Source organism: Isoptericola sp. NPDC056578, from assembly GCF_042793275.1.
Lineage (GTDB): Bacteria > Actinomycetota > Actinomycetes > Actinomycetales > Cellulomonadaceae > Isoptericola.
Genome location: NZ_JBHTVC010000022.1, coordinates 1 through 25,324, shown reverse-complemented (window position 1 = coordinate 25,324; position 25,324 = coordinate 1). Strand labels below are relative to the sequence as shown.

General features: G+C 72.8%; 23 protein-coding genes and 1 tRNA gene. 12 read left to right on the top strand and 12 right to left on the bottom strand.

Going from position 1 to position 25,324, the window contains the following annotated elements; translation table 11 throughout:
- Window positions 1-67 precede the first annotated feature (67 nt).
- The 5 genes from ACFQ80_RS10760 (at window position 68) to ACFQ80_RS10740 (ending at window position 6,607) form a co-directional block, all read left to right on the top strand.
- Complete coding sequence (locus ACFQ80_RS10760) at window positions 68-1,447, top strand: efflux RND transporter periplasmic adaptor subunit (RefSeq protein WP_430563648.1); 1,380 nt, start codon at window positions 68-70, stop codon at window positions 1,445-1,447.
- Complete coding sequence (locus ACFQ80_RS10755; protein WP_430563647.1) at window positions 1,444-2,196, top strand: ABC transporter ATP-binding protein; 753 nt, start codon at window positions 1,444-1,446, stop codon at window positions 2,194-2,196. The genes ACFQ80_RS10760 and ACFQ80_RS10755 overlap by 4 nt, the downstream gene beginning before the upstream one ends.
- Window positions 2,193-3,410 carry an ABC transporter permease gene (locus tag ACFQ80_RS10750; RefSeq protein ID WP_430563646.1) on the top strand — a complete coding sequence of 406 codons (1,218 nt, stop codon included), beginning with the start codon at window positions 2,193-2,195 and terminating at the stop codon, window positions 3,408-3,410. The genes ACFQ80_RS10755 and ACFQ80_RS10750 overlap by 4 nt, the downstream gene beginning before the upstream one ends.
- 70 nt (window positions 3,411-3,480) lie before the next feature.
- A complete protein-coding gene (locus ACFQ80_RS10745; RefSeq protein WP_430563645.1) occupies window positions 3,481-4,491 on the top strand; it encodes a hypothetical protein in 1,011 nt (336 codons plus the stop codon).
- Window positions 4,484-6,607 carry an HlyD family efflux transporter periplasmic adaptor subunit gene (locus ACFQ80_RS10740; RefSeq protein ID WP_430563644.1) on the top strand — a complete coding sequence of 708 codons (2,124 nt, stop codon included), beginning with the start codon at window positions 4,484-4,486 and terminating at the stop codon, window positions 6,605-6,607. The genes ACFQ80_RS10745 and ACFQ80_RS10740 overlap by 8 nt, the downstream gene beginning before the upstream one ends.
- On the opposite strand, the gene ACFQ80_RS10735 is transcribed toward ACFQ80_RS10740, so the two are convergent.
- Together ACFQ80_RS10735 and ACFQ80_RS10730 are read right to left on the bottom strand one after the other, a co-directional pair.
- The gene (locus tag ACFQ80_RS10735) at window positions 6,599-8,173 is read right to left on the bottom strand and encodes a sensor histidine kinase (RefSeq protein WP_430563643.1); all 1,575 of its coding nucleotides are present in this window, start codon (window positions 8,171-8,173) and stop codon (window positions 6,599-6,601) included. The two genes, ACFQ80_RS10740 and ACFQ80_RS10735, sit on opposite strands and share 9 nt — an antisense overlap.
- Window positions 8,174-8,267: 94 nt before the next feature.
- Complete coding sequence (locus tag ACFQ80_RS10730) at window positions 8,268-9,056, bottom strand: response regulator transcription factor (protein WP_430563642.1); 789 nt, start codon at window positions 9,054-9,056, stop codon at window positions 8,268-8,270.
- Window positions 9,057-9,251: 195 nt separating this feature from the next.
- Between ACFQ80_RS10730 and ACFQ80_RS10725 the strand changes: the two genes are divergently transcribed.
- From ACFQ80_RS10725 to ACFQ80_RS10715, 3 genes are read left to right on the top strand one after another with little or no spacing between them, the layout of a single operon-like run.
- The gene (locus tag ACFQ80_RS10725) at window positions 9,252-10,220 is read left to right on the top strand and encodes a polyphosphate polymerase domain-containing protein (protein WP_430563641.1); all 969 of its coding nucleotides are present in this window, start codon (window positions 9,252-9,254) and stop codon (window positions 10,218-10,220) included.
- Entirely contained in the window at window positions 10,217-10,888 is a 672-nt protein-coding gene (locus ACFQ80_RS10720; RefSeq protein ID WP_430550008.1) for a DUF4956 domain-containing protein, read from the top strand. The genes ACFQ80_RS10725 and ACFQ80_RS10720 overlap by 4 nt, the downstream gene beginning before the upstream one ends.
- A gap of 22 nt (window positions 10,889-10,910) precedes the next feature.
- Window positions 10,911-12,524 (top strand): CotH kinase family protein, encoded by a 1,614-nt coding sequence (locus tag ACFQ80_RS10715; protein WP_430563640.1) that lies wholly within the window; start codon window positions 10,911-10,913, stop codon window positions 12,522-12,524.
- A 102-nt stretch (window positions 12,525-12,626) separates the two neighbouring features.
- Here the strand turns inward: ACFQ80_RS10715 and ACFQ80_RS10710 are convergent, their stop codons facing one another.
- From ACFQ80_RS10710 to ACFQ80_RS10700, 3 genes are all read right to left on the bottom strand, one after another.
- Window positions 12,627-13,127: a MarR family winged helix-turn-helix transcriptional regulator gene (locus ACFQ80_RS10710; RefSeq protein ID WP_430563639.1), complete on the bottom strand. Its 501-nt coding sequence runs from the start codon at window positions 13,125-13,127 to the stop codon at window positions 12,627-12,629.
- Window positions 13,124-13,882 carry an SDR family NAD(P)-dependent oxidoreductase gene (locus tag ACFQ80_RS10705; protein ID WP_430563638.1) on the bottom strand — a complete coding sequence of 253 codons (759 nt, stop codon included), beginning with the start codon at window positions 13,880-13,882 and terminating at the stop codon, window positions 13,124-13,126. Before ACFQ80_RS10705 ends, ACFQ80_RS10710 begins: the two co-directional genes overlap by 4 nt.
- 88 nt (window positions 13,883-13,970) lie before the next feature.
- Complete coding sequence (locus tag ACFQ80_RS10700) at window positions 13,971-14,954, bottom strand: GlxA family transcriptional regulator (protein ID WP_430563637.1); 984 nt, start codon at window positions 14,952-14,954, stop codon at window positions 13,971-13,973.
- Between the two features lie 147 nt (window positions 14,955-15,101).
- Between ACFQ80_RS10700 and ACFQ80_RS10695 the strand changes: the two genes are divergently transcribed.
- Both ACFQ80_RS10695 and ACFQ80_RS10690 read left to right on the top strand, forming a co-directional pair.
- The gene (locus ACFQ80_RS10695) at window positions 15,102-15,698 is read left to right on the top strand and encodes a hypothetical protein (RefSeq protein WP_430563636.1); all 597 of its coding nucleotides are present in this window, start codon (window positions 15,102-15,104) and stop codon (window positions 15,696-15,698) included.
- Window positions 15,699-15,784: 86 nt separating this feature from the next.
- Entirely contained in the window at window positions 15,785-16,351 is a 567-nt protein-coding gene (locus ACFQ80_RS10690) for a dihydrofolate reductase family protein (RefSeq protein WP_430563635.1), read from the top strand.
- A gap of 42 nt (window positions 16,352-16,393) precedes the next feature.
- Here ACFQ80_RS10690 and ACFQ80_RS10685 read toward each other — a convergent pair whose 3' ends face one another.
- Complete coding sequence (locus tag ACFQ80_RS10685; RefSeq protein ID WP_430563634.1) at window positions 16,394-17,227, bottom strand: oxidoreductase; 834 nt, start codon at window positions 17,225-17,227, stop codon at window positions 16,394-16,396.
- Between the two features lie 101 nt (window positions 17,228-17,328).
- On the opposite strand from ACFQ80_RS10685, the gene ACFQ80_RS10680 reads away from it, so the two are divergent.
- Window positions 17,329-17,892: a helix-turn-helix domain-containing protein gene (locus tag ACFQ80_RS10680; RefSeq protein WP_430550016.1), complete on the top strand. Its 564-nt coding sequence runs from the start codon at window positions 17,329-17,331 to the stop codon at window positions 17,890-17,892.
- Between the two features lie 391 nt (window positions 17,893-18,283).
- Here ACFQ80_RS10680 and chrA read toward each other — a convergent pair whose 3' ends face one another.
- The 6 genes from chrA to ACFQ80_RS10650 form a co-directional block, all read right to left on the bottom strand.
- Window positions 18,284-19,684 carry a chromate efflux transporter gene (gene chrA / locus ACFQ80_RS10675; RefSeq protein WP_430563633.1) on the bottom strand — a complete coding sequence of 467 codons (1,401 nt, stop codon included), beginning with the start codon at window positions 19,682-19,684 and terminating at the stop codon, window positions 18,284-18,286.
- 21 nt (window positions 19,685-19,705) lie between these two features.
- The gene (locus ACFQ80_RS10670) at window positions 19,706-20,137 is read right to left on the bottom strand and encodes a chromate resistance protein ChrB domain-containing protein (RefSeq protein WP_430563632.1); all 432 of its coding nucleotides are present in this window, start codon (window positions 20,135-20,137) and stop codon (window positions 19,706-19,708) included.
- Window positions 20,134-20,625, bottom strand: coding sequence for a Chromate resistance protein ChrB (locus tag ACFQ80_RS10665; RefSeq protein ID WP_430563631.1), 492 nt, complete (start codon window positions 20,623-20,625; stop codon window positions 20,134-20,136). The genes ACFQ80_RS10670 and ACFQ80_RS10665 overlap by 4 nt, the downstream gene beginning before the upstream one ends.
- 486 nt (window positions 20,626-21,111) lie before the next feature.
- Window positions 21,112-21,188: transfer RNA gene (locus ACFQ80_RS10660), tRNA-Val, on the bottom strand.
- Between the two features lie 68 nt (window positions 21,189-21,256).
- The gene (locus ACFQ80_RS10655; protein ID WP_430563630.1) at window positions 21,257-21,733 is read right to left on the bottom strand and encodes a peroxiredoxin; all 477 of its coding nucleotides are present in this window, start codon (window positions 21,731-21,733) and stop codon (window positions 21,257-21,259) included.
- 15 nt (window positions 21,734-21,748) lie between these two features.
- Entirely contained in the window at window positions 21,749-22,159 is a 411-nt protein-coding gene (locus tag ACFQ80_RS10650; RefSeq protein WP_429764203.1) for a DUF3052 domain-containing protein, read from the bottom strand.
- Window positions 22,160-22,540: 381 nt separating this feature from the next.
- Between ACFQ80_RS10650 and aceE the strand changes: the two genes are divergently transcribed.
- Window positions 22,541-25,288 (top strand): pyruvate dehydrogenase (acetyl-transferring), homodimeric type, encoded by a 2,748-nt coding sequence (gene aceE / locus ACFQ80_RS10645; protein WP_430563629.1) that lies wholly within the window; start codon window positions 22,541-22,543, stop codon window positions 25,286-25,288.
- The last annotated feature ends 36 nt before the right edge of the window (window positions 25,289-25,324 follow it).

Sequence of the window (25,324 nt, the reverse complement as noted above, 5' to 3'; positions counted from 1 at the left end):
CAGGCACGCTCCCTAGCCTCCGGATCACGCGCCGCCTGCCTGGCGGCACCGATCCAGGGAGTCGAGGGTGTTGCTCCAGCGCTCACGGTCGTCCGCGACCTCACCGTCGTCGGGGGTCCCCGACGACCCGACGGCCCGCCGCGGTCGCGTCGCCCTGCGGCTGCGCGGGCGCCGCCCGGGACGCCGCGCGGTGCTGCTCGGCGCGGTCGCCGTCGTCGTGGTGGCGGCGCTCGTCGTCTGGCTCGCCGTGCTGCGGCCCCGCGCCGGCACGCCGGACGCGGCGGCCGCCACCCGGTCGGCCACCGCCCAGGCGAGCACCGCGACGTTCGAGCAGTCCGTCACGACCACCGGCACGCTGACACCGAGCGTCCAGGAGGACGTGTCCTTCGAGGCGTCGGGCACCGTGCAGAGCGTGCAGGTCGCCGAGGGCGACACGGTGACGAAGGGGCAGACCCTCGCGACCGTCGACACGCTGCAGCTCGACGCCGCGCTGGCGCAGGCGAAGGCCGACCTGGCCCAGGCGCAGGCGGACCTCGCGGACGCGCAGGACTCCGACGACGGGTCGGACGCGGCCGAGGCCACGGTCGAGGCGCGCGAGGCCGCCGTCGCCGTCGCCCGGCAGTCGTCCGACGACGCCGAGGCCGCGATGTCCCACGCCACGCTCCAGGCCCCCGCGGCGGGGCTGGTGACGTCGGTGGGGGTCGCGGTGGGCGACACGGTCGGCTCCTCCTCGGGCAGCGGCTCGACGTCCGGCCAGGGCGGCACCGGCGCGACGCCGAGCGCCTCGGGCGGGTCGGCGAGCTCGTCGGGCTCCACCGGCTCGACGGACGCCGCGGCGTTCACGATCGTCGGCACCGACGCGTGGACGGTCGACGTGAGCGTCGGCGAGGCGGACGTCGCGTCGATCGCGACGGGCGACCAGGTCGAGATGACGTCCGACGACCTCACCGACACCGTCTTCGGCACCGTGAGCGAGATCGGCCGGCTCCCGTCCACGTCGCAGGGCGCGGTGGCCTACCCGGTCACGGTGACGGTGACGGGCGACCCGGAGGGCCTGCACGACGGCGTGAGCGTCGACGTCTCCATCGTCACCGAGCGCCGCAGCGACGTGCTGTCCGTGCCCGCGGCCGCCGTGACGACGGGCGACGACGGCGCGTCGACCGTGACGCTCGTCGGCGACGACGGCTCGACCACCGAGCAGGCGGTCGAGACGGGCGAGACGTCCGGCCAGCTGGTCGAGATCACGTCGGGGCTGTCCGAGGGCGACACCGTGCAGTACACGACGTTCACCCCCGGCACCGGGCGAGGGCAGGACGGCGGGCAGGGCGACCTGCCGGAGGGCTTCGACCCGTCCCAGCTGCGCGGCGGCGGCCAGGGCGGTCTCCCCGAGGGCTTCGACCCCTCGCAGATGGGCGCTCCCGGCGGCGGGCGAGGAGGGGACTCGTGACCGCGCCGAGCCCGACCGTCGTCGGCCTCGAGGCGGACGACACGCCGTCCGACCCGGTCATCGACCTCCGGGGCGCGCGCAAGACCTATCGCACCGGCGACCTGGAGTTCGAGGCGCTGCGCGGCGTCGACCTGCGCATCGAGCGCGGCGAGTACGTGGCGATCGTGGGGCCGTCCGGCTCCGGCAAGTCGACGCTCATGAACGTGCTGGGTTGCCTCGACACGCTCACGTCCGGCGGCTACCGGATCGCGGGCGACGACGTGGACGACATGGACGAGACCGACCTCGCGAGCGTGCGCAACGAGCAGATCGGGTTCGTGTTCCAGCAGTTCAACCTGCTGCCCTCGCTGTCGGCGCTGCGCAACGTCGAGCTGCCGCTCGTGTACCGCGGCGTGGCGCCGGCCGAGCGGCGGGCCCGGGCCGTGCAGGCGCTGGAGCGCGTCGGCCTCGGCGACCGCACGGCGAACCGGCCGGGGCAGCTCTCGGGCGGCCAGCAGCAGCGCGTCGCCGTGGCGCGGGCGCTGGTCGGCGAGCCCGCGCTGGTCCTCGCGGACGAGCCGACGGGCAACCTCGACTCGCGCTCCACGGCCGACGTGCTCGACCTGTTCGACGCGCTGCACGCGCACGGCCGCACCATCGTGCTCATCACGCACGAGCACGAGGTGGCCGAACGGTCGCGCCGCGTCGTGCGGGTGCTCGACGGGCTGATCACGTCCGACGCCCCGAGCGGCCGGGCGGTGGCGCCATGAGCTGGGCGGAGACCCTCGCCACCGCGTGGCACGCGATCCGCGCGCACACGATGCGCTCGCTGCTGACCGTGCTGGGCATCCTCATCGGCATCGCCGCGGTCATCCTCACCGTGGGCCTCGGGCTCGGCACGCAGAAGGACGTGTCCGAGGACATCAGCTCGCTCGGGTCGAACCTGCTCATCGTCACGCCGGGGTCGTCCACCGACTCCTCCGGCGTGCGCGGCGGCTTCGGCTCCGCGTCCACGCTGACGACGGCGGACGCCGACGCGCTGGGCTCCGGCGTCGCCGTGCCGGACGTCGCGGCCGTCACGGCCGAGAAGGAGTCGTCGCAGTCCCTCGAGGCCGGCGACGCCAACTGGACCACCACGGTCACCGGCGTCACCGGCGACTGGCTCGGCGTGCGCTCCCGCGAGCTCGCCTCGGGCGAGTTCGTCGGCGACGGGTCGACCGACGAGGTCGTGCTCGGCCCCGAGACGGCGACGGAGCTGTTCGGCTCCACCCGCGTCGTCGGGCGCACGGTGAGCATCGCCGGGACGACGTTCGACGTCGTCGGCGTGCTCGAGGCGGCCGGGTCGAGCGCGTCGGCCAACCTCGACGACACCGCCGTCGTGTCCATGACGGCGATGACGTCCGGCATCACGGGCGGCGCCGACACGTCGGTCAGCACCATCTACCTCAAGGCGACCGACACCGACGCCATCTCCGCCGCGTACCAGGAGGCGCAGTCGCTCCTGCTCGCGCTGCACGGCGCGACGAGCGCGGACGCCGCCGACTTCACGATCGACTCGCAGGACTCGCTCGTGTCGACGGCGACGTCGGTGTACCGCACCCTCACTGTGCTGCTCGCCGGGGTGGCGGGCCTGTCCCTGCTGGTCGGCGGCATCGGCGTCATGAACATCATGCTCGTGTCCGTCACCGAGCGGACCCGCGAGATCGGGCTGCGCAAGGCCCTCGGCGCCCCGCCCGGGGCGATCCGGCGGCAGTTCCTCACGGAGGCGTCGATCCTCGGCATCACCGGCGGGCTCGTCGGCGCCGGCCTCGGTGTCCTCGCCGCGGTGACCCTGCCGTCGGTGCTCGACTCGTCGATCGTCGTCTCGCCCGTCGCGGTGGCCGGCTCGCTCGCCGTCGCGCTCGCCATCGGGCTGGTGTTCGGCGTCTACCCCGCCGTCCGCGCCGCCCGTCTCGCCCCGATCGACGCGCTGCGGAGCGAGTAGCCGTGCACCGCGCCCCATCACGAGCGGCGGCCAGCCGCACCCCAACCCTCCCCACGTCCCGGAGAACCTCATGACCCGCCGCACCACCCCGTCCAGCACCACCTTGTCCCCCGCCACCTCCCCCGCCCGACGCTCGCGCACCGCACTCGCGTCGTACGGCGTCCTGGGGGTCGTGGGCCTCGCGCTCACGCTCGCCGGGTGCTCGTCGTCAGACGCCGCGACGTCGGACGCGCCGCCCGCCGCCGAGGGCCAGCAGCAGGACCAGCAGGAGGGCCGGGGCGGCCCGCAGGGCGGCGGCCGCGCTCCCGGCGTCTCGGGCGAGGTGGCCGCCGTCGACGGCACGACGGCACAGGTCCAGGGCTCCGACTCCCAGACCGCCGTCAGCTGGACGGACGACACCACGATCACGGTCACCGTCGACGGCTCGCTCGACGACGTCGCCGTGGGTTCGTGCGTCGTCGCGACGGCGGGCGGGATGCCCGGCGGCGACTCGTCCTCGTCCGCCGGCTCGGGCTCGGCCGACGACGAGGGCTCCGCGGTGTCGTCCGTCGTCGTGAGCGCACCGGTCGACGGCGAGTGCACCGGCGGGCTCGGCGGCGGGTTCCCAGGGGGCGGCGACCGTCCGGAGGGCGCGCCGTCCGACCTGCCCACCGACCTGCCGTCGGGGATGCCGACCGACATGCCGACCGACGTGCCGTCCGGGGGCCCGGGCGGCGGCCGGGGCGGCTTCGGCGGCGTGACCGCCGGGGCCGTCACCGCGGTCGACGGGACCACGGTCACGCTGACCACGACCTCCGCGGACGGCGAGACGGGCGAGAAGACCGTCATGGTCGACGACGCCACCACGTACTCCGTGCAGCAGGGCGGGTCGGCCGACGACGTCGCCGTCGGGCAGTGCGTCACCGCGCAGGGCGAGGAGGACGACGGCGGCGCGGTCACCGCGACCAGCCTCACCGTCTCGGCGCCCGGCGACGACGGCTGCTCCACCGGGTTCGGCGGTCGCGGCGGGTTCCCCGGCGGGCAGGACGGCGAGCAGGACGGCGGGCAGGACGGCGGGCAGGGCGGTGACGGCGATGCGTGACGCCGCCGTCCGCCGACGCCGCACGCGGCGCCGGCGCCTCGTCGCAGCGGGGGTCGCCGTGGTCGTCATCGGTGCCGGGGGCACGGCGTTCGCCCTGCGCCCGGCCGACGCTCGCTACCGCACGGTGGCGGCGACCACGGGCGACGTCGTGCAGCACGTGTCCGTCAGCGCGACCGTCGCGTCCGCCGGCCGCGCCGACACGACGTTCGGCACGTCCGGCACCGTCGCCTCGGTGAAGGTGGCCGCGGGCGACGAGGTCGAGGCGGGCGACACGCTCGCCACGCTCGACGCCGACGAGCTGCAGGACGCCGTCGACGATGCCACCGAGACCCTCGCCGACGCGAAGCAGACGCTCGCCGACGACCTGGAGGCCCAGGCCGACGGGACGAGCGCCAGCACGAGCGCCGGCACCGTGACGGGTAGCACCGCGACCGGGAGCACGTCCGGGTCCGGCGACGTCCAGCCCAGCTCCGCGACGACGGACGCCTCGTCGGCTACCGGGTCGGTACGGCTCGTCAGCACGACCGGCACCGTGAGCACGGCCGCCGCCGCGGCGGCCACGGAGGGCGGCACCGACCTGGAGGAGGCGGTCACGGCGGCGCTCGCCGCGGCCCGGAAGGACGTCGAGGCGGCCCAGGACGCGCTCCTGGACGGTTACGAGTCCGTGGAGGACGCGCTGGCCGCGGGCACGACGGCGCTCGGTGCCTCGGGCGACGCCGTGTCCGCCGCGACCGGCGACGACGGCGCCTGCGCGGCCGTCCTGGCCGCAGCCGACGCCACCGACGGTGCTTCCGGCGACGACGGGACCACGGACGACGAGACCACGGACGACGACCTCGCGGCCTGCGTGGACGCGATCGTCGCCGCGCAGGACGCGCTCGTCGCGACCGGCACCGCCCAGCAGGCGACCGGGAAGGCCGAGGGGGCGCTGACCGACCTGGTGGCCGACCTGGACGACGCCGTGACGAGCCTGGGCGAGGAGGCCGACGCTCTCGACGACGCCGTCCGGGCGCTCCAGGACGCCGACGCCCCCGGCTCCGCCGGGGGCACGCCGGACAGCGGCAGCACCGGCTCCGGAACTGGCTCCGGAACTGGCTCCGGGACCGGCGGCAGCACCGGCACGGGCACCGGGGGCGGGGCCGCCCCCGGCGACGTCCCGACGGGCCAGGCGCCCGAGGCGGGCTCGGACGACACGTCGCGGGGCGGAGCACCGAGCGGCGCGGACGGGGGCGCTGCGCCCTCAGGCTCCGCGCCCTCCGGAACGTCGGGTACGGGCGGCACCAGCGGCACGGCCGGAACCGGAACGCCCGGCGGCTCCGGCACGAGCGCCGGCAGCGTCACGGCCGAGCGCATCCTCGCGGACCGCGCCGCGGTCACGGTCGCGCAGAGCGAGGTCGACATCGCGACGGCGGCCGCCGCCGCGGGCACCCTCACGGCACCCGTCTCCGGGACGGTGGCCCAGGTCGACGCCGCGAAGGGCACGAGCGTGAGCGCGGGCGACGCGGCCGTGACGATCCTCGGCGACGGCGGCTACGTCCTGTCCACGACGCTCGACCTCGCCGAGGTCGGGTCGGTCGAGGTCGGGCAGCACGTCACCGCGACGGTGCCCGCGACCGGCGGCGAGTACACCGGCACGGTGAGCAGCGTGGGCGTCCTCGACTCCTCGGAGACGTCGACCCCCTCGTACGCGGCGACGATCGCGCTCGACCCGTCCGACGGGGCGGCAGGCGGGGGCGGCTCGCTGCCGGAGGGCGCCTCCGCGTCGGCGACGATCGAGGTCGCGACCGTGGACGACGCGCTCGTGGTCCCGACGTCGGCCGTGAGCGCCGACGGCTCCGCGCGGACGGTGCGGGTGCTCGACGGCGACGCCGTGCGCACGGTCGAGGTCACGACGGGCGCCGTCGGGCCGGAGCGCACCGAGATCACGGGTGGACTCGACGCCGGCGACGAGGTCGTGCTCGCCGACCTGGACCAGCAGCTCGTGCAGGACGACGAGGAGGGGTCGAGCGGCCTCGGCGGGCTCGGTGGCTCCGACGAGCAGACCGGGCCGCAGGGCGGGTTCCCGGGCGGCGGCTTCCCGGAGGGCTTCCAGCCGCCGTCGGGCGCGTCACGCTGAGCGCGGCGCGGCGTCCGCCGTGCGCCCGCGCGGCAGGCGCACGGTGAACGTCGTCCCGGTCCCGCCCTCACGTCGCTCGCCGACGGTGGCGGACCGGACCTCGATCGAGCCGTCGTGAGCGGCCACGATCGCGTCGGCGATCGCGAGCCCGAGTCCGGTCGACCCGCCGGCCCGGTGACGCGACGCGTCGCCCCGCGTGAAGCGGCGGAACAGCCCCGGGCGGAGGTCGGGGGCGATGCCGGGGCCGTCGTCGGCCACCTCGATCTCGACGGCGTCGCCGCGGTCCAGCAGCCGCACCGCCACGCGCGTGCCCGCCGGCGTGTGCGTACGGGCGTTCGCGAGCAGGTTCGCCAGCACCTGGCGCAGGCTCGCCTCGTCGCCGGTCACGACCGGCGCGTCCTCACCGGGACCGGCGTCGTCCCCGTCACCGCGCCCCTCGCCGTCGTCATCACCGTCGTCATCACCGTCGTCGTCACCGTCGCCCGGCAACGCGAGCACCCAGTCGTGGGCCGGACCCGCGGCGTGGGCGTCCATCACCGCGTCGACCGCGAGCGCGGCGAGGTCGACCGGTTTCCGGTCGAGCGGGCGGCCGGCGTCGAGCCGGGCGAGGAGCAACAGGTCCTCGACCAGTCCGGACATGCGCACCGCCTCGGACTCGATCCGGTCGAGCGACCGGGCCGTGCCGCCGGCAGGCTCGTCGGGGGCGCGGCGCACGAGCTCGGCATAGCCGCGGATCGTCGCGAGCGGGGTGCGCAGCTCGTGGCTCGCGTCCGCGACGAACCGGCGCACCTGCTGCTCCGAGTCGTGCCGCGCCTGGAGAGAGGTCTCGACGTGCTCGAGCATCCGGTTGAGCGCGGCGCCCACCTGGCCCACCTCCATGCGCTCGTCCGTGAGGCCCGCGGGCACTCGCGGGATGCCGGCGACCTTGCCCCGGGAGAGCTCGAGCTCCGAAACCCGGACGGCGGCCTCGGCGACGTCGTCGAGGGGGCGCAGCGAGCGCCGCACCAGCCATGCGCCGCCGAGCACGGCCACCGCCAGGCCGGCCGCCCCGAGCGCCACCTGCACGAGGACGTAGCCCCGCACGGTCGTGGCGACCGTCGCGGTGCTCGTGGCCACGACGGTTTCCACGTCGCCGCTCGTCCGGTGCACGGCGCGGAACGCGCCGAGGTCCGGCACGTCGACGTCGTGCGCCCGGCCGTCCGCGGGCACCGCCTCGAGGGCGGCGACCTGCGCGTCGTCCAGGGTGGTGCGCTCCAGCGCCTCCGTCACGTGGTCGGCCAGCTCCGGCTCGCCGTCCACGGAGCGCACCACGGCGCTGCCGGGGCCGAAGCCCGCGGGGAACTCCGAAGGGTCGTCGCCGGCGGCGGGCGGGACGTCGTCCGGGACGGCCGACCCGTCCTCGGCGGCGACGCCGGGCGGCCGAGGCCCCAGCCCGTCCACGAGGCGCCGGCTCGCCTGCTCCAGCCGCTGGTCGCTCTGCGCGACGAGCTGGGATCGCAGCACCGCCGTCGAGGCCGTCACGAGGCCGACCGTCACGACGACGACCACGGCGGCGAGCACGATCACGAGGCGCCGCCTCAGGGTGACGGGCCTCAGGGTGCGGGGCGGCGCGGCGGCAGGTCCCGGGGTGGCGGACCGCCGTCCCGCCCGCCGGCCATGGTCACGCACGGGCGCCGCCGTCCGGCGTGCCTGCCGCGGGCTTGAGGACGTATCCCACCCCGCGCAGCGTGTGGATCATCGGCTCCCGCCCCTTGTCGATCTTGCGGCGCAGGTAGGAGACGTACAGCTCGACGATGCTCGACTGGCCGCCGAAGTCGTAGTTCCACACGCGGTCGAGAATCTGGCCCTTCGACAGCACCCGGCGCGGGTTGCGCATGAAGAACCGCAGCAGCTCGAACTCCGTGACGGTGAGGTGGACCTCCTCCCCCGCCCGGCGCACCTCGTGCGCGTCCTCGTCGAGCTCGAGGTCGCCGACGACGAGCAGCCCGTCCTCGGACCGCGTCACCGCTCCCGTACGTCGCAGCAGGCCACGCACCCGGGCGACGACCTCCTCGAGGCTGAACGGCTTCGTCACGTAGTCGTCGCCCCCGACGGTGAGGCCCGCGACCCGGTCCTCGACGGCGTCGCGCGCGGTGAGGAACAGCACCGGCATCCGGGCGCCCTGGGCGCGCAACCGTCGCAGCACGGTGAACCCGTCCATGTCCGGGAGCATCACGTCGAGCACGACGAGGTCCGGCCCGGTCTCGCGCGCCAGGCGGAGCGCCGACGCGCCGTCGGGCGCGGCCGTGACGTCCATCCCCTCGAGCCGGAGCGCCGTCGCGAGGAGCTCGGCGAGGTTGAGCTCGTCGTCCACCACGAGGGCGCGGACGGGCGACCCGTCCGGTCGGGTCAGGAGCGGCTGGTCAGGACGCCCGACGGTCGTGAAGGAGGGTACGGAGGACGACGTCATGGCGCCAGCCTGCGGCCTCGACCCCCGCGGTTCCTGTACCGAACCTGTGAGCCCGCTATGTCTTCGCCCGTGAACCCGCAGATCTCAGCGGGCGCATAAGTTGCCCCGCCAGCCTGCAGGTTCCCGGTTGTTCACCTGCCGGACGGCCGTCGTTCATCCCCGGCGCCGCCCCGGCACCGACGAGAGGAGCCTCCCGTGCGACGTCGGTCCCGACGTTCCGAGACCCGGACGACAGCCAGCGACCCCGGACCGCAGCACCCGGGTCGTCCCGCCGGCCCCGCGTCCTCGGCACGCACCGCCACCGCGAGCCGCCTGCACGCGTTCAACCGGTTCGAGATCAAGTACCTCGTGCCGCAGGACCAGGCCGAGGAGCTCCGCGCCGAGCTGCGCCGGCACATGGACGACGACGCGTACTCCGGCGAGCGGGGCTACCCGATCACCAGCGTCTACTACGACACCGCCCGGCTGACGTTCTACTGGGAGAAGATCGAGGGCCTGAAGTTCCGGCGCAAGCTGCGCGTGCGGCACTACGGCACGGCCGACGACCTGACGCCGGACTCGACGGTCTTCGTCGAGATCAAGCAGCGCGTCAACCGCGTCACGCAGAAGCGCCGCGTCGTGCTGCCGTACCGGGACGCGCTGCGGCTCTGCTCGCCGGAGGGCTACGAGCCCGAGGGCGAGGTCAGCCCCCGCGAGCGCGCTTTCCTCGACGAGGTGTCGACCCTGGTGGGCGAGCTCGACCTGCGCCCGACGGTGACCACCGGGTACCACCGCGAGGCCTGGGTGGGGCGCGAGGCCGACCTCGGTCTGCGCGTCACCCTCGACCACCGCCTGCGCGGCCGCGACCGCGACTTCCACCTCGCCTCCGAGGCCCCGAACCGGCTCATCCTGCCCGCCCGCCTGTCCGTGCTCGAGGTCAAGGCCAACGAGCGCGTGCCGGCGTGGGTCACGGACCTCACCGCCCGCATGAGCCTCGACGTCGTGCGGATCTCGAAGTACTGCCAGAGCGTGCAGGCCTTCGGCCTCGCGCCGCGCTCGACCATGCACGCCCCGGACGAGCTCGAGGCCGTCCTCGGCGACCCCGCCAGCGTCCAGACCACCGACCCCACCACCCCGACCGGCGTCGCCGACGCCCCGAACCGAAAGAGTGTCCTCGTCCGATGAACCTGCAAGATCTGAGCGGAACCTTCTCCGTCTTCGACGTCGCGATGACGCTGGTGCTGTCCTTCGTCCTGTCCTCGGCCATCGGCTGGGTGTACAAGCGGACGCACCGGAACATCTCCTACAGCCAGTCCTACGTCCAGACCCTCGTCATCATCGGCATGGTCGTCGCCGTGATCATGCTGGTCGTCGGGTCGAACATCGCCCGCGCTTTCGCGCTCGTCGGCGCCCTGTCCGTGATCCGGTTCCGCAACGCGATCAAGGAGACCCGCGACGTCGGGTTCATCTTCCTCGTGATGGCGATCGGCATGGCCGTCGGCACGCGCTTCTACCTGCTGGCCGCCGCGGCGACCGCGATCATCCTGCTCGTCATCTTCCTCATGCAGCGCTTCGACTGGTTCAAGCTCGACATCCAGCGACAGGTGGTCAAGGTCCAGGTGCCGCCCGAGCCCCGGTACCAGCAGGACGTCGCCGACGTGCTGATCCGTCTGACCCAGGAGTTCGAGCTGGTGAGCGTCGAGACCGTGCGCGGCGGCGCCCTGACCGAGCTCTTCTACTCCGTGCGTCTCCAGGGCGGCGTCACGACCGCCGAGGTCATCGAGGCGCTCGGCGCGATCAACTCCGGCCAGAAGGTCACCGTCCTGACCGGGTACGACCAGTCCGACATGTGAGCGGGTGACCAATCAGGTGAACATGAGTCTCGCAAGCCTTCGCCAGCGCCTCCCGGTGCGGCTGCGCCAGCACTGGAAGCCCCTGACCGCGGGAGTCGTCGGGGTGGCCGTCGCCCTGACCTTCTTCGGGGACCTGACGATCCGGCCGTACTCCACGAGCTCGGCCGCCGTCACCGACGAAGAACGCCTCACCCAGGACATCACGGGGTCGATCGACCTCTTCGACGACTCCGTGGACCACGAGATCTCGCTGTCGTACACGCAGGAGCGCTACGACGAGATGCTCGACGCCTACTTCGCCGACGGCGAGAAGGAGTGGATGTCCGCCGACATCACCATCGACGGCACCACGATCGAGGACGTGGCCGTGCGCCTCAAGGGCAACTCCACGCTCTCGTCGCTGGTCGACGACCGTTCGGGGTCCGACACGGAGGGCGAGCGCGCGCCGGGCGGCATCGGTGGCGGCATGGGCGGCGGCGAGGGTGGTATGCCCCAGCCGCCCGAGGGCATGGAGCTCCCCGAAGGCATGGAGCCGCCCGCGGACGGCCAGATGCCGGAAGGCGGGATGCCCGGCGGCGAGGACGGCGGTGGTTTCGGCGGCACCGGGGTGTCCCTGACCACCGCCGAGCCGGAGAACCTGCCGCTGCTCGTGAGCTTCGACGAGAACGAGCCGGGCCGTGCCTATCAGGGCAGGACCGAGCTCTCGATCCGGCCCGCGAGCGCGTCGAGCGAGTCGTCGCTCAACGAGGCGGTCGCGCTCGAGCTCACGGCGCGGTCGGGACAGCCCACGCAGGACTACGCGTTCACCACCTATGCCGTGAACGACCGTCCGACCACGACCCGTCTCGTCGTCGAGAACCCCGACCCGCAGTACGCCGACGGGCTCGAGGGCGAGGGGGTGCTCTACAAGCTGCTGTCGACGAGCTCGTTCGAGTACCAGGGCGACGACCAGACCGAGTACACGGACGACTTCAAGCAGGTCAACCTCGTCGGCAGCCAGGACCTGCAGCCGATCGTGTCGTTCCTGAGGTGGTTGGACGGCGCGTCGGACGAGGAGTTCGCCGACGAGCTCGACCAGTGGGTCGACGTCGAGTCCTTCGCCCGGTACCTGGGCACGCAGGAGGTCATCGACAACTTCGACACCATCTCCGGGCCGGGCAAGAACGCCTACCTGTACTACGACCTCGACACCGGCCTCCTCAGCGTCGTGTCCTGGGACCTCAACCTCGCCCTCGGCGGGATGTCCGGTCCCGGCGGGATGGGCGGGATGATGCCCGGTGGCGGCGAGGGTGGCGGCACGTCGGACGACGACGCCCAGGGCCCGCCCGAGGGCATGGAGGGCGGCCCGGGAGGGGCCGGGGGCGGTGGCATGGGCGGGATGACGAGCCAGAACGCGCTCGTCACCCGGTTCAAGGAGGACGCCGGCCTCGCCGCGAAGATCGACGCCGCCGTCGACGACCTGACCGCCGAGTGGATCGACAGCGGGAAGGCCGCCGACCTGGTCGACGAGGTGGCCGCACGGGTGCCCGCCACCGACGGTGTCGACCAGGCGACGATCGACGCGGACGCGGAGTCGGTCCGAGAGCTCGTCGGCGGCGGCACCGACGAGTCGGACGCCGGGTCATCCGGCCGGTGACGACGCGGGCAGGGGTGGTCTCGACGGCCGCTCCCCCGCCTCGGCGTCTCCTCTGCGGGGTTCGTGGCGGGGAGGGTCGGTGCGGGGTCGGACGCGCGGTGGTCACGACCGGCGCAGATGGTCCTCCGTGGCGGTCTCGAGGCGACGCAGCAGCACGGCGAGCGCACGACGGTCGGAGACCTCCCACCCCGCGAGGAGCTCGTCCACCAGCCGGTCGCCGCCCTCGACGAACCGGCGGGCGACGTCCACGCCCGCCGGCGTGAGGTGCACGCGGGACGCGCGGGCGTCGGCGGGGTCGGGCCGCCGCTCGACGAGCCCCCTGGCCTCGAGGCGGCCGAGGATCTTGCTGACGTTGGACGCGCCCGTCGACAGGTGCTCCGCGACGTCGGACGGACGTCGGGGACCATGCCGCCAGAGCACCGTCATGACGACGATCGCGGGGGCGTCGAGGTCCACGCCCTCGCGGCGCGCGATCGACGCCATGAGGTCTCCGCCGGACCACAGGCCCATGACGCGCACCAGCGCGTCGAGCAGGTCCGAGCGGTACCCGGGGACGTCCGCCGCGTCCGCGGGCCGGGTCTCGGGACCGGTCGCGGGCGTCATGCGATCCGCGTGCCGCCGTCGACGGGCAGCACCACGCCGGTGACGAAGGCCGCCTCGTCGGACAGGAGGAACGCGGTGGCCGCGGCGATCTCCTCGGGGCGCCCGAGGCGCCCCATGGGCACGTCGGCGGCGTAGCCCGCGCGCGCCCCGGCGGGGAGCGACGCGAGCGCGGCGGTCTCGATCGCGCCGGGCGCGACCGCGTTGACGCGGATCCCGTCGCGGACGTACTCCAGGGCCGTCGCGTGCGTGAGGGAGACGACACCCGCCTTGGCCGCGGAGTAGGGCGACATGCCCGGCGACGCCTTGAGCCCGGCGATCGACGCGGTGTTGACGATCGACCCACCGCCGTGGGCGGCCATGTGCGCGATCTCCGCCCGCAGGCACAGGAACGTGCCCCGCAGGGTGATGTCCTCCACCCGGTCCCAGGCCTCGACCGGCATCTCGTGCACGCGCGTCGGCCGCGTGCCGACGCCCGCGTTGTTCACCGCCAGGTGGAGCCCGCCGAACGTCTCGACGGCGGTCGCGACCAGCGCCTCGACGGCCGCGGCGTCACTGACGTCGGCACCCTGGAACACGGCACGGCCACCGGACGCGGTGATCCCCTCGACGACCTTCGCCCCGGCCTCCGCGTCGACGTCGGAGACGACGACCGAGGCCCCCTCGGCGGCGAGCCGGGTGGCGACGGCTGCGCCGATCCCCGCGCCCGAGGCGGTCACGAGGGCGACCTTGTCGGCGAAGCGTGCGGTGGTGGACATGGACGGCCTCCTGAGCGAGCAATTTACTGTCTTGGCGACAGTATCACCGCTCTCGAGCTCGGCATCGCGCCCGGACGCCCGTGTCAGGTCAGGACGGCGAGACGACCCGCGTCGCACGCCGATGAGCCGTGCGGTACCGCGACGGCGCGATGCCGTACTCGGCGACGAACGCCTGCCGCAGCGACTCGGCAGAGGCGAGACCGCAGTCGCGCGCGATGGCGCTGACGGTGCGGTCGGTCGACGCGAGCAGGTGCGCGGCTGCTTCGGTGCGTACCCGCCGGACGTAGCGCCCGGGGGTGCGGCCGACGTGCCGGACGAAGAGCCTGCTGAGCTGGCGCGCGCTGATACCGGCGTGGGCGGACAACGCACGAAGCGAGAGATCGGCGTCGAGCTGCGTGGTCACCAGGTCCGTGACCGACCGGACGTACGCGTCGCGCACCTGCGGCGCCGCGGTGAACGAGCTCATCTGCGCCTGGTTCCCCGGACGCTGGAGGTAGGTCACGAGATCCCGGGCGAGGCGGCGCGCGAGTTCCGGGCCGTGGTCCTCCTCGACCAGCGCCAGCGTCAGATCGAGGGCGCTGGTCACCCCGGCCGACGTGTAGACGCGACCGTCCCGGACGTAGATCGGCGCCGGGTCGACGCGGACGGCCGGGTAGTCGCGGGCGAGCCGGTCCGCGAACCGCCAGTGGGTGGTCGCACGGCGCCCGTCGAGCAGACCTGCCGCCGCGAGCACCGTCGCCCCGGTGCACACGGATGCGACCCGACGGCTCAGCGCGGCGAGCCGACGGACGTGCGTGACCACGAGCTGATCAGCTCCGGCGTCCTCGTGCCCGAGCCCGCCGGTCACGACGACCGTGTCGACCGGCTCGACCCAGCGCTGCAAGGAGCCCTGGCTCGCCAGCACCAGGCCGGAGTCGCACGCGACAGGCGCATTCCCCGGCGTGAGCAGCACGAGCCGGTACCCGGGACGGGCGCCGAGCCGATTCGCCAGGACCAGCGTGGAGGTCACGCAGGCGATGTCGAGAAGTTCCGCACCGGCGTACCCGATGACCGCGACGACACGCTCGTCCATGAGCCCCACCCCGATTTCGCGACGCCTGGTCCAAGGATCTGGACACTCCAGACGGTACCCCCGGGGCGTACCCGAATCGAGAGGGAGCCTGGGTCCACGAGGTCGCGGCTGCACGACGCACCACCCACCCGACGGAGCGAGGACGACATGAGCGCGGAACCCACGATTCGTACGAGCACCGCGGCACCCGCCCTGGAACCGTCGTCCGGCGCCACCGTGCGCCGCGTCGTGAGCCGCTGGCCGGCCGCGCTGGGCCTGGGCGTCGCGGCCGCTCTGCTCGCGACCGGGGTGGGTGACCGCGCCACGCTTGCCATCGGGGTGAGCGCGGCCGCGCTCTGCTACCTCGCCGCGGCGGCATTCGGGCGCCGGTGGGTCGCGTGGGCGAGCGTCCTCGGCACGTCGCTCGTGATCGTGGCGAGCGAGGCCGCGGGGATCCCCTGGTGGACGGGGGTGGGCATCACCGCCCTGGTGCTCCTCAGCATCAGCGCGACGCGCGGGGCGACGCGAGCCGCAGTGCCGCAAGCACTTGCGCTCGTCGGCTTCGGAGCCGTGGCCGTGACCGCGCTGGCGATCGATCCCCAGGCCGGTCTCGTGGTCGCGGGGCTCGCGCTCGCCGGCCACGGCGTGTGGGACGTCGTCCATCACCGGAGGGACGAGGTGGTGCCCCGGTCGATGGCGGAGGCCTGCCTCTTCCTCGATGTCCCGCTCGGCCTGGGCTGCATCGCCCTGACGTTCTTCGGCTGAGAGGGCGCCGACGCCGTTCTACCGCCTCCCGGCAGGCACACCGATCGAGCCTGTCGACCACCGACGATCGACACTCAGGAGATGACATGCGGAAGCTGACCTATGGGATGAACGTGAGCCTGGACGGCTACGTGGCCGCGGCGGACGACGACCTCGGTTGGAGCCGGCCCAGCGACGAGTGGTTCCAGTGGTGGTCCGATCGGGTCGCCGCAACCGGCCTGGCGCTGTACGGGCGCAGGCTGTGGGAGACGATGAGCTCGCACTGGCCGACCGCCGATCAGCAGCCCGGCGTCACCCCGGCCCAGGTCGAGTTCGCCCGCCGCTGGCGAGACATGCCGAAGGTGGTCTTCTCCTCGACGCCGAGGCCTGTCGGCTGGAACGCCCGCGTGGTCACCGGTGACGTCGTCGACGAGATCACCCGGTTGAAGGCCGAGGACGGCGGCCCCCTGGACATCGGGGGCGGCCCCACGCTCGCCGCGACCGCCATGCGCGCCGGGCTGATCGACGAGTACGCGATCGTCACCCACCCGGTGCTCGTGGGTGCCGGCAGACCGTTCTTCACGGCGCTCGAGCACTGGGTGAGCCTTGATCTGGTGGAGAGGCGAGAGTTCCCCGGTGGTGTGGTCCTGACACGATACGAGACCAGACGTTGAGCGTTGCCCGTTCGTCGACCGACCACGCCCGGGGTCTGGGTGTCAGTCGCGCGGGACTCCGCTGGCGCGGGTGATGAGTGCGTCGAACTGTCGGTCGCCGAGAATCCTCCCGGCGGCGATGAGGGGGCGTGCGCCGTACCCGACTGCGTAGCGGGTCTTCGGGCGGCGGGCGGCGACCGCCTTCGCGATCGCGTCGGCGATGACCGACGGCGGGGAGTTGCGGCGGGTGTTGGCCTCCGATCGCAGCGACCTGGCCACCGCTTCGGCCTGACGCTCGTACGGGCCGTTCGCCGAGGTCTTCTCGAGGTTGTCCGCGGCGATGCCGCCCCACTCGGTGGCGATCCCGCCCGGCTCGATCACGACGACGTCGATGCCGAACGGAGCCAGCTCCAGCCGCAAGCAGTCGCTGAGCGCTTCGAGGGCGAACTTGGTGCCGTGGTACCAGCCGCCGAGCGGGGTGTAGATCTTGCCGCCCATGGACGTGATGTTCACGATCGTCCCGGACTTCTGCTCGCGCATGCGGGGCAGCACGAGCTGGGTCAGGTTCATCGCGCCGAACACGTTCACCTCGAACTGGCGGCGACCTTCGTCGATGTCGACGTCCTCGATCGCGCCGTAGGACCCGTAGCCGGCGTTGTTGACGAGCACGTCGATCCGGCCGGTGTCGGCGACGATCGTCGCCACGCCGTCCTTCATCGACTGCTCGTCGGTCACGTCCATCCGGAGCGGGCGGACGCCGTCCGCGGCGAGCCTCTGCAGCCGGTCGGTGCGGCGTGCGGCGCCGTAGACGGTGTATCCGATGCTCTGCAGCTTGCGTGCGGTGGACTCACCGATGCCCGAGGAGGCTCCGGTGACGAGGGCGACCTTGGTGGTCATGTTCTCTCCCGATGTAAGATGAATCGTGGTTCACCATCTATGCTGAACCACGATTCACGATCGCGCAAGCGTGCGGTCGCGTCTCACCGGGAGGAGCACTGATGAGCCAGAGTCGTCCGCTACGAGCCGACGCGGTCCGCAACCGTGGCCGCATCCTGGCGGCAGCCCGGGAGCAGATCAGCGCCACGGGACCGGACGCAGGGATGGACGAGATCGCACGGTCGGCCGGCGTGGCCGTCGGCACCCTCTACCGGCACTTCCCGAACAAGACCGACCTCGTGGGAGCGGTGATCGCCGAGTACGTCGCCGAGGTGGCCGACGACGCCGAGGCTGCGCTGGGACGTGCGCGTCAGGGTGCGCGCGCGGTCGACGAGGTCGTGGGGTTCCTCGATCGCGTCGCGGAGTCGACCGCGCACCACCACGCGGTGAAGGTCGCAGCCAAGGCGCTCGGCGTGGAAGGTCACGGAGACCAGCCGGACGAGGCGCGCGCGGCCGCGGCGATCGGAGAACTCATCCACCTGGCGCAGCTCGCGGGCGACGTCCGGTCGACCGTGACGGTCGCCGACATCTATCTCCTCATGGCGACGGCGCCGATGGATCAACCCGCACCTGTCCGGCAGCGGTGGCTCGAGCTGATCCTGCCCGGAATCACGACGCGGGATTGATCAGGGCGTCCGACCCGGACAGCCCCGCACCGGCCACCCGGTACCTCTGCCGTACGCGTGCAGCACCCGTCTCGTCGCTGAGCCCACCGATCGCGGAAGCCACGCCCTCGTTGCGGCCTGCGCTCGTCAGGCAGGACGCGTCGTGCGCGGTCGAGCGCACCGCACGATGCGTCGCCGCCCAGAATGCTCGTCGAAGCCCCTTGCCCGGCCATGATCACGCGCAGCGAGACGGTGTGAGCCAGGTTGCTGAGCGGCGCGTCGGCGGCAGGTCGAGCACAGGCCACGGGACGTCAGAAACGGTCAGTTCTGACACGGCAGCTCGAGTTGTGGAGACTCGGCATCGACCCGACGGGGCCCTCGCCGTGGCACGCCTCAGCGTCAACACGTGTGATCAGAGCGCCGCCCCGACGAGGGTCGTGGCGAGTCCGATCGCGGCGCAAGCGCCGAGGGTGCGTAGGACGGACCAGCGCGCGACGAAGAGCATGCAGGCCGCGGTCACGGCGATGGCGACGGCGAGTGGCTGAACGGTGGTGAGGTCCGGGACCTCGAGCTGGAACGGGCCGGTCGTCCAGGTGGTCGAGGCTCCGAAGAGGGTATGGGTGGCGAAGTAGAGGGCGAGGTTGGCGATCACGCCGACGACGGCAGCGGTGACGGCCGCGAGCGCTGCGCTGAGCGTGTGGTTGCCCCGCAGCTTCTCGACGTAAGGGGCGCCGAGAAAGATGAACAGGAACGAGGGCACGAAGGTGACCCAGGTGGTGAGCAGGGCGCCGAGGGTGGCTGCGACCCAGGGGTCGAGGTCGCCGGGGTTGCGGTAGGCGCCGAGGAAGGCGACGAACTGGACGACCATGATGAGAGGGCCGGGGGTGGTCTCGGCGAGGGCGAGGCCCTTGGTCATCTCGGTGGGGGTGACCCAGGCATAGGTCTCGACGGCACGTTGGGCGACGTAGGCCAGGACGGCGTACGCGCCGCCGAAGGTGACCAGCGCGGTGCCGGAGAAGAACACACCCTGCTGGGTCACGGTGCTGCCCACGCCGGTGGTGAGGGCGACCACGACCACGGGGACGGTCCAGGCGAGCAGCCCGAGGGCCAGGACACGCAGGGCGCGTCGTCCGGAGGGCTGCTCGGAGTGCAGGGTGTCGTCGGGGATGAGGGGCGCGGGGCCGTCATCGACGGTGGCGGGACGTCGCACGGTGATGAGGCCGGGTGCGTACCGGTGCACGAGCCAGCCGAGGACCCCGGCGCCGAGAACGACGAGCGGGAACGGGACGGCGAAGAGGGTCAGTGCGACGAATGCCGCGACGGCGAGCGCGATCAGGGCGGGGCTGGTCAGTGCCCGCTTCCCGACGCGGGTCACGGCCTGCACGACGATGGCCAGCAATGCGGGAGCCAACCCGGCGAAGACCCCGGTGACCAGCGGGGTGTCGCCGAACGCGACGTAGATCGCGGACAGGGCGAGCAGGCAGAGCATGCCGGGCAGGACGAAGAAGATCCCGGCGACCAGGCCGCCACGCAGCCCGTTGAGGAGCCAGCCGGTGTAGACGGCGAGCTGCTGGGCCTCGGGGCCGGGCAGGAGCATGCAGTAGTTCAGGGCGTGCAGGAAGCGGCCCTGGCCGATCCACCGCTTGTCGTCGACGAGGGTGCGTTGCATGACGGCGATCTGACCAGCCGGGCCGCCGAACGTCTGCCACGAGATCGCGAACCATGCCCGCACCGCGGTGCGGAACGGGACCAGGTCGCGCTGCTCGGCGACGGAGCCCGAGGGGCCGGGCAGGTCAAGGGGGTGCTCGTCCATGGCGATCCTCGGTGGTGGCGCTCAGGCCGGTTCGTGGCCGAGCAGGTAGGAGCGGCGGAAGTACTCGTACAGGCCGTCGAAGACCGGCCCGGACACGGCGAGGGTCGCCTCGTCGTCCCCGGTCATGGACAGGCCGCGCAGGACGACGTCCAGCCCGGGGGCCTCGGGGGCGTCGAAGCGGTCGTCGTCGAGGTCGGCCTCGTGCACGATCTGCCCGATGCGGGCCAGGACCGGGTCGGTGAGGCCATACCGCTCGAGGATGGTCTCGAAGCTGCAGTGCGGGCCGCGGTGGCCGAGCTCCACGCCACGCATGTCGAACGCGGTGGCGTCGGCCGGGACGTCGCCTGGGTCGGTGACGAACACGAACTGCGCCTGCGGGTCGAGGAAGCGGCGGATCAGCCACGCGCACGCAGCCCGGTCGATGTGCACCCCGGCACGGGTCGCCCACCTCATCGCGACCTCCCGGCGGGGGCGTCGTCGTAGGTGGCAACCTGGACCTCCAGGTCACGCAGCGCCGAACGCGCGGCGTCCCGCTCGGACGTGGGGAAGAAGTCGCGGCGCGCCACCTGCCGGCTGGCGCGCCGCAGCCGCGTCAAGGCGCTGCGCTGCTCGGTCGGCGCGGCGTCGAGAGCGATCCGGGCGGCATCGGACACCTCGACCCACTCGGCCGCACGGTCCGCGGCCATCGCCGAGGCAAGCTCGCGCTCGTGCGACGACGTCGAGGGACGGGCCAGCCACACGCTCGCGGAGCCGCCGCGTTCGACGACCTCCTCGCACGCCCACTCCAGCTGCTCACGGGTGCGAGCGTCCGCGGGCAACGCGACCAGACCGTCCGAGACCTGCGCCGCCCCGAGCCGCTTCAACCGGCGCCACAACGCCACCCGCGGCGCGGACGGCTCTCGCGGCAGCCGGTAGCTCAGCAGCACCCATTCCCCACTCACGCGATAGATGTAACCGTGGTTACATCCGACCGTCAAGGGTGGACGGCCGGCTCGCTCGGGCGACAATCATCGCGACCGCCGCCCGGTGTGGTCTCCGACGTCTCCAGAACCCACGCCCGGAGCCGGCCAGCTCCTCCGGCATCGCGACCGTCCGGTAGCTCGCCTCGGTCTTCACCCGTCCGAGGACGGCGTCGCTGCCCTTGCCGAGCCGAAGACCCGCGAGTGCCGCACACCGTCCGGGCCGATGTACCGCGCGCGCCAGCTGATGACCTTGTGGGTGGTCTTGCTTCGACGAGCCTCGAGCTCGCCGAAGGAACGCTTACCGGCCGCCGTTGCCGCCCCCTCCCGCGAGGAAGGTGGGGCACTCCGCCGTTCCCCCGCGGGGGTGCGGCGGGGGGAATGAACGGCCGTTCGGGACCTCTGGTGTCCATCCGCGTCCACGGACGGCGGGAGCAGAGCTGCAGGTCAGCGCAAGAAATGCGGGGGTGGTGGGCCCGGAGGGACTCGAACCCCCGACATCCACGGTGTAAGCGTGGCGCTCTGACCAGCTGAGCTACAGGCCCTGGACAGCGCAGCAAAGAATACCCGGCGACGGAGCGCCCGCCGGACAGCCGCGCGGCCCTCGTCTGGGTCAGATCTCGGCGAGCGCCTCGCGGTAGGCCTGGAGGTCGCGCCGCTGGCCGCGCGGGTTGACGACCGACCACCGCACGATCCCGTCGGCGTCGACGAGGAACGTGCCGCGCAGCGCGTGGCCGCTGGTGGGGTCGAACACCCCGTAGGCGTCGGCGACGGCGCCGTGGGGCCAGAAGTCGCTGAGCAGGTCGAAGCCGAAACCCTCCTGCTCGTGCCAGGCCTTGAGCGTGAAGACCGGGTCGGTGGAGACGCCCAGCACCCGCACCCCGGCCGCCTCGAAGTCCTCGATGTTGTCGCGCAGCTCGCACAGCTCACCGGTGCAGATGCCCGAGAACGCGAACGGGAAGAACACGAGCAGCACCGGCTCGCCGCGCAGGTCGGCGAGGTGCACGGGCGTGCCGTGGGTGTCCGGCAGCGTGAAGTCGGGAGCGGGGTCGCCCGCGCGCCGGCGCACCTCGGGGGCCGAGGCCGTCACCGGCCGGTCACCGCGTCAGCGCCCACGACCGCGGTTGGCCAGCTTGGTGGCCGACCAGTCGGGCGCGACCGCGAAGGTGCTCGTCGCGTGCAGGCCGGCGGTGGTCGCGGCCTCCTGGATTTCGTCGTGGCCGACGTGGCCGTCGCGCCCCGGCTTCGGCGTCAGCAGCCAGATGAGGCCGCCGTCGTCGAGCACCGTCAGGACGTCGACGAGCATGTCCGTGAGGTCGCCGTCCTCGTCGCGCCACCACGCGATGACGCCGTCGGTGACGTCGTCGTAGTCCTCGTCGACGAGCTCGCTCCCGACCGCGGCCTCGACCTCGGCCCGCAGCGCGTCGTCGACGTCGTCTCCCCACCCGAACTCCTGCACGACCTGACCGGGCGTGAACCCGAATCGAGCTGCCGGGGATTCCGCCTGCTTACCCACTTTGGACCTTCGTTCCTCTCCGTCTGACCATCACCGACACGTACGGACGCGCGCGCGGGGCGCACGTCTGTCGTGTGCGCCAACGTAGTCCACCGGAAGCACGTCCGCCCGGCAACCCCCACACGCCCGTGGTTTGCTCGGAGCGGGGCTGCACAGTGACCTCGGCAACATCGGCGACCTGCGGCATGACGTAGATCACGGATCCTTGACCGCCCGATGGTGTTCCCCCGGGCCGTCTGGGGACACAATGAGTGATGACCACCCGTTCGTGGTCCGCACCGTCGCGACCACGCGCCATGGTGCCTTCACGACGGGATGCCTGACACGGACCGGGGCGGCGACCATGTGCCGCACACCGTCCGAAGATGAGAGAGGTTGCTGGTGGCTTCGTACGACGAGACCGGACCGTTGATCAACGGCCTGCTCAGCGCCGTCCCGGACATCGACCCCGCCGAGACCGGCGAGTGGGTCGAGTCGTTCGACGGCCTGATCGACGACAAGGGCGGCCCGCGGGCGCGCTACGTCATGCTCAACCTGCTGCGCCGCGCGCGGGAGCGCAACGTGCACATCCCCGCGACGCTCGCGACGCCCTACGTCAACACGATCGCCGTGCACGACGAGCCGTACTTCCCCGGCGACGAGGCGATGGAGCGGCGCTACCGCTCGTGGATCCGCTGGAACGCGGCCGTCATGGTGACGCGCGCGCAGCGCCCCGAGATCTCCGTGGGCGGCCACATCTCCTCCTACGCGTCCGTCGCGACGCTGTACGAGGTGGGCCTGAACCACTTCTTCCGCGGCAAGGACCACCCGGGCGGCGGCGACCAGGTGTACTTCCAGGGGCACTCCTCCCCCGGCCAGTACGCCCGCAGCTTCCTCGAGGGCCGCATGTCGGCCGAGACGCTCGACGGGTTCCGCCAGGAGAAGTCGCACGCCGGCGGCGGCCTGCCCTCGTACCCGCACCCGCGCATGCTGCCGGACTTCTGGGAGTTCCCGACGGTCTCGATGGGCCTCGGCCCGGCGTCGGCGATCTACCAGGCGTGGACGAACAAGTACCTGCACAACCGCGGCATCAAGGACACCAGCCAGCAGGACGTCTGGGCGTTCCTCGGCGACGGCGAGATGGACGAGCCGGAGTCGCGCGGCATGCTGCAGCAGGCGGCGCACCAGCAGCTCGACAACCTGACGTTCGTCGTGAACTGCAACCTGCAGCGCCTCGACGGCCCGGTGCGCGGAAACGGCAAGATCATCCAGGAGCTGGAGGCCCAGTTCAAGGGCGCCGGCTGGAACGTCATCAAGGTCGTCTGGGGCCGCGAGTGGGACGCCCTGCTCAACGCGGACAAGGACCGCGCCCTGGTCAACCTCATGAACGCCACGCCCGACGGCGACTACCAGACGTACCGCGCGGAGTCCGGCGCGTTCATCCGCGAGCACTTCTTCGGCCGCGACCCGCGGACGAAGGCCCTCGTCGAGAACATGACCGACGACGACATCTGGAACATGAAGCGCGGCGGTCACGACTACCGCAAGATCTACGCGGCGTACTCCGCGGCCCGGGCCCACACGGGCCAGCCGACGGTGATCCTCGCGCAGACGGTCAAGGGCTACGCCCTCGGTTCGAGCTTCGCGGGCCGCAACGCCACGCACCAGATGAAGAAGGTCAAGAACTCCGACCTCAAGGCGCTGCGCGACAACCTGCACATCCCGCTGACGGACGAGCAGCTCGACGCCGACCCGTACCTGCCCCCGTACTACCACCCGGGGATGGACGACGAGGGCATCCAGTACATGCTGGAGCGCCGCCGGCACCTGGGCGGCTTCCTGCCCGAGCGCCGCTCGACGCCGAAGCCGCTGACGCTCCCGGAGCCGAAGGCCTACGAGATCCTCAAGAAGGGCTCGGGCACGCAGCACGTCGCCAGCACGATGGCCTTCGTGCGCCTGCTCAAGGACCTCATCAAGGACAAGGAGTTCGGCAAGCGCGTCGTGCCGATCATCCCGGACGAGGCCCGCACCTTCGGTCTGGACGCGATCTTCCCCAGCGCCAAGATCTTCAACACGCAGGGGCAGAACTACCTCGCCGTGGACCGCGAGCTCATGCTGAGCTACAAGGAGTCCGAGTCCGGCCAGATCATGCACACCGGCATCAACGAGGCCGGCTCCGCCGCTGCCTTCCAGTCCGTCGGCACGTCGTATGCGACGCACGGCGAGGCCATGGTGCCGGTCTACATCTTCTACTCGATGTTCGGGTTCCAGCGCACGGGCGACCAGTTCTGGGCGGCCGGCGACCAGCTCGCCCGCGGCTTCATCATCGGCGCCACCGCCGGTCGCACCACCCTGACCGGTGAGGGCCTGCAGCACGCCGACGGCCACTCGCCGCTCATCGCCGGCACCAACACGGCGATGGTCCAGTACGACCCGGCGTACGGCTACGAGATCCGCCACATCATGCGCGACGGCATCGAGCGCATGTACGGCGACGGGTCCGACGGCCGCGACCAGAACGTCATGTACTACCTCACGGTGTACAACGAGCCGATGATCCAGCCGGCGGAGCCGGAGGACGTGGACGTCGACGGCATCCTCCGCGGCATCCACCGGATCGCGACGTCCGACGTCGAGGGCCCCAAGGCCCAGCTCCTCGCCTCCGGCGTGGGCGTGCCGTGGGCGCTCGAGGCGCAGCAGCTCCTCGCCGAGGACTGGGGCGTGTCGGCCGACGTGTGGTCGGTGACCAGCTGGAACGAGCTGCGTCGTGACGCGCTCGCCGCGGAGAAGGACGCCCTCGTGGACCCGGCCGCGGAGCCGCGCACCCCGTACGTCACGCAGAAGCTGTCGGGCTCCCAGGGTCCGTTCGTCGCCACCAGCGACTACGACCACCTGGTGCCGGACCAGATCCGCGCCTGGGTGCCGGGTGACTACGCGGTGCTCGGTGCGGACGGCTTCGGCTTCTCCGACACCCGCGCGGCCGCGCGGCGCTACTTCCTCATCGACGGCCCGTCGATGGTCGTGAAGACGCTGCAGCAGCTCGCCCGTCGCGGCGAGGTCCCGGCCGACGTCGTGGCCAAGGCGGTGGAGAAGTACCGCCTGCTCGACGTCAACGCCGGCACGTCCGGCGTCGCCGGCGGCGACAGCTGACGTAGCGCCGCACAGCACGAAGGCCCCGAGCCGCAC

Excerpts from the sequence above, each read along its gene's own strand:
- ACFQ80_RS10715 (WP_430563640.1), top strand. The coding sequence starts at position 10,911 with ATGAGTCTCGCAAGCCTTCGCCAGCGCCTCCCGGTGCGGCTGCGCCAG.
- ACFQ80_RS10730 (WP_430563642.1), bottom strand. The coding sequence starts at position 9,056 with ATGACGTCGTCCTCCGTACCCTCCTTCACGACCGTCGGGCGTCCTGAC.
- ACFQ80_RS10745 (WP_430563645.1), top strand. The coding sequence starts at position 3,481 with ATGACCCGCCGCACCACCCCGTCCAGCACCACCTTGTCCCCCGCCACC.
- ACFQ80_RS10720 (WP_430550008.1), top strand. The coding sequence starts at position 10,217 with ATGAACCTGCAAGATCTGAGCGGAACCTTCTCCGTCTTCGACGTCGCG.
- ACFQ80_RS10700 (WP_430563637.1), bottom strand. The coding sequence starts at position 14,954 with ATGGACGAGCGTGTCGTCGCGGTCATCGGGTACGCCGGTGCGGAACTT.
- ACFQ80_RS10705 (WP_430563638.1), bottom strand. The coding sequence starts at position 13,882 with ATGTCCACCACCGCACGCTTCGCCGACAAGGTCGCCCTCGTGACCGCC.
- ACFQ80_RS10750 (WP_430563646.1), top strand. The coding sequence starts at position 2,193 with ATGAGCTGGGCGGAGACCCTCGCCACCGCGTGGCACGCGATCCGCGCG.
- ACFQ80_RS10710 (WP_430563639.1), bottom strand. The coding sequence starts at position 13,127 with ATGACGCCCGCGACCGGTCCCGAGACCCGGCCCGCGGACGCGGCGGAC.
- ACFQ80_RS10685 (WP_430563634.1), bottom strand. The coding sequence starts at position 17,227 with ATGACCACCAAGGTCGCCCTCGTCACCGGAGCCTCCTCGGGCATCGGT.
- ACFQ80_RS10680 (WP_430550016.1), top strand. The coding sequence starts at position 17,329 with ATGAGCCAGAGTCGTCCGCTACGAGCCGACGCGGTCCGCAACCGTGGC.
- ACFQ80_RS10670 (WP_430563632.1), bottom strand. The coding sequence starts at position 20,137 with ATGAGGTGGGCGACCCGTGCCGGGGTGCACATCGACCGGGCTGCGTGC.
- chrA (WP_430563633.1), bottom strand. The coding sequence starts at position 19,684 with ATGGACGAGCACCCCCTTGACCTGCCCGGCCCCTCGGGCTCCGTCGCC.
- ACFQ80_RS10690 (WP_430563635.1), top strand. The coding sequence starts at position 15,785 with ATGCGGAAGCTGACCTATGGGATGAACGTGAGCCTGGACGGCTACGTG.
- ACFQ80_RS10695 (WP_430563636.1), top strand. The coding sequence starts at position 15,102 with ATGAGCGCGGAACCCACGATTCGTACGAGCACCGCGGCACCCGCCCTG.
- ACFQ80_RS10740 (WP_430563644.1), top strand. The coding sequence starts at position 4,484 with ATGCGTGACGCCGCCGTCCGCCGACGCCGCACGCGGCGCCGGCGCCTC.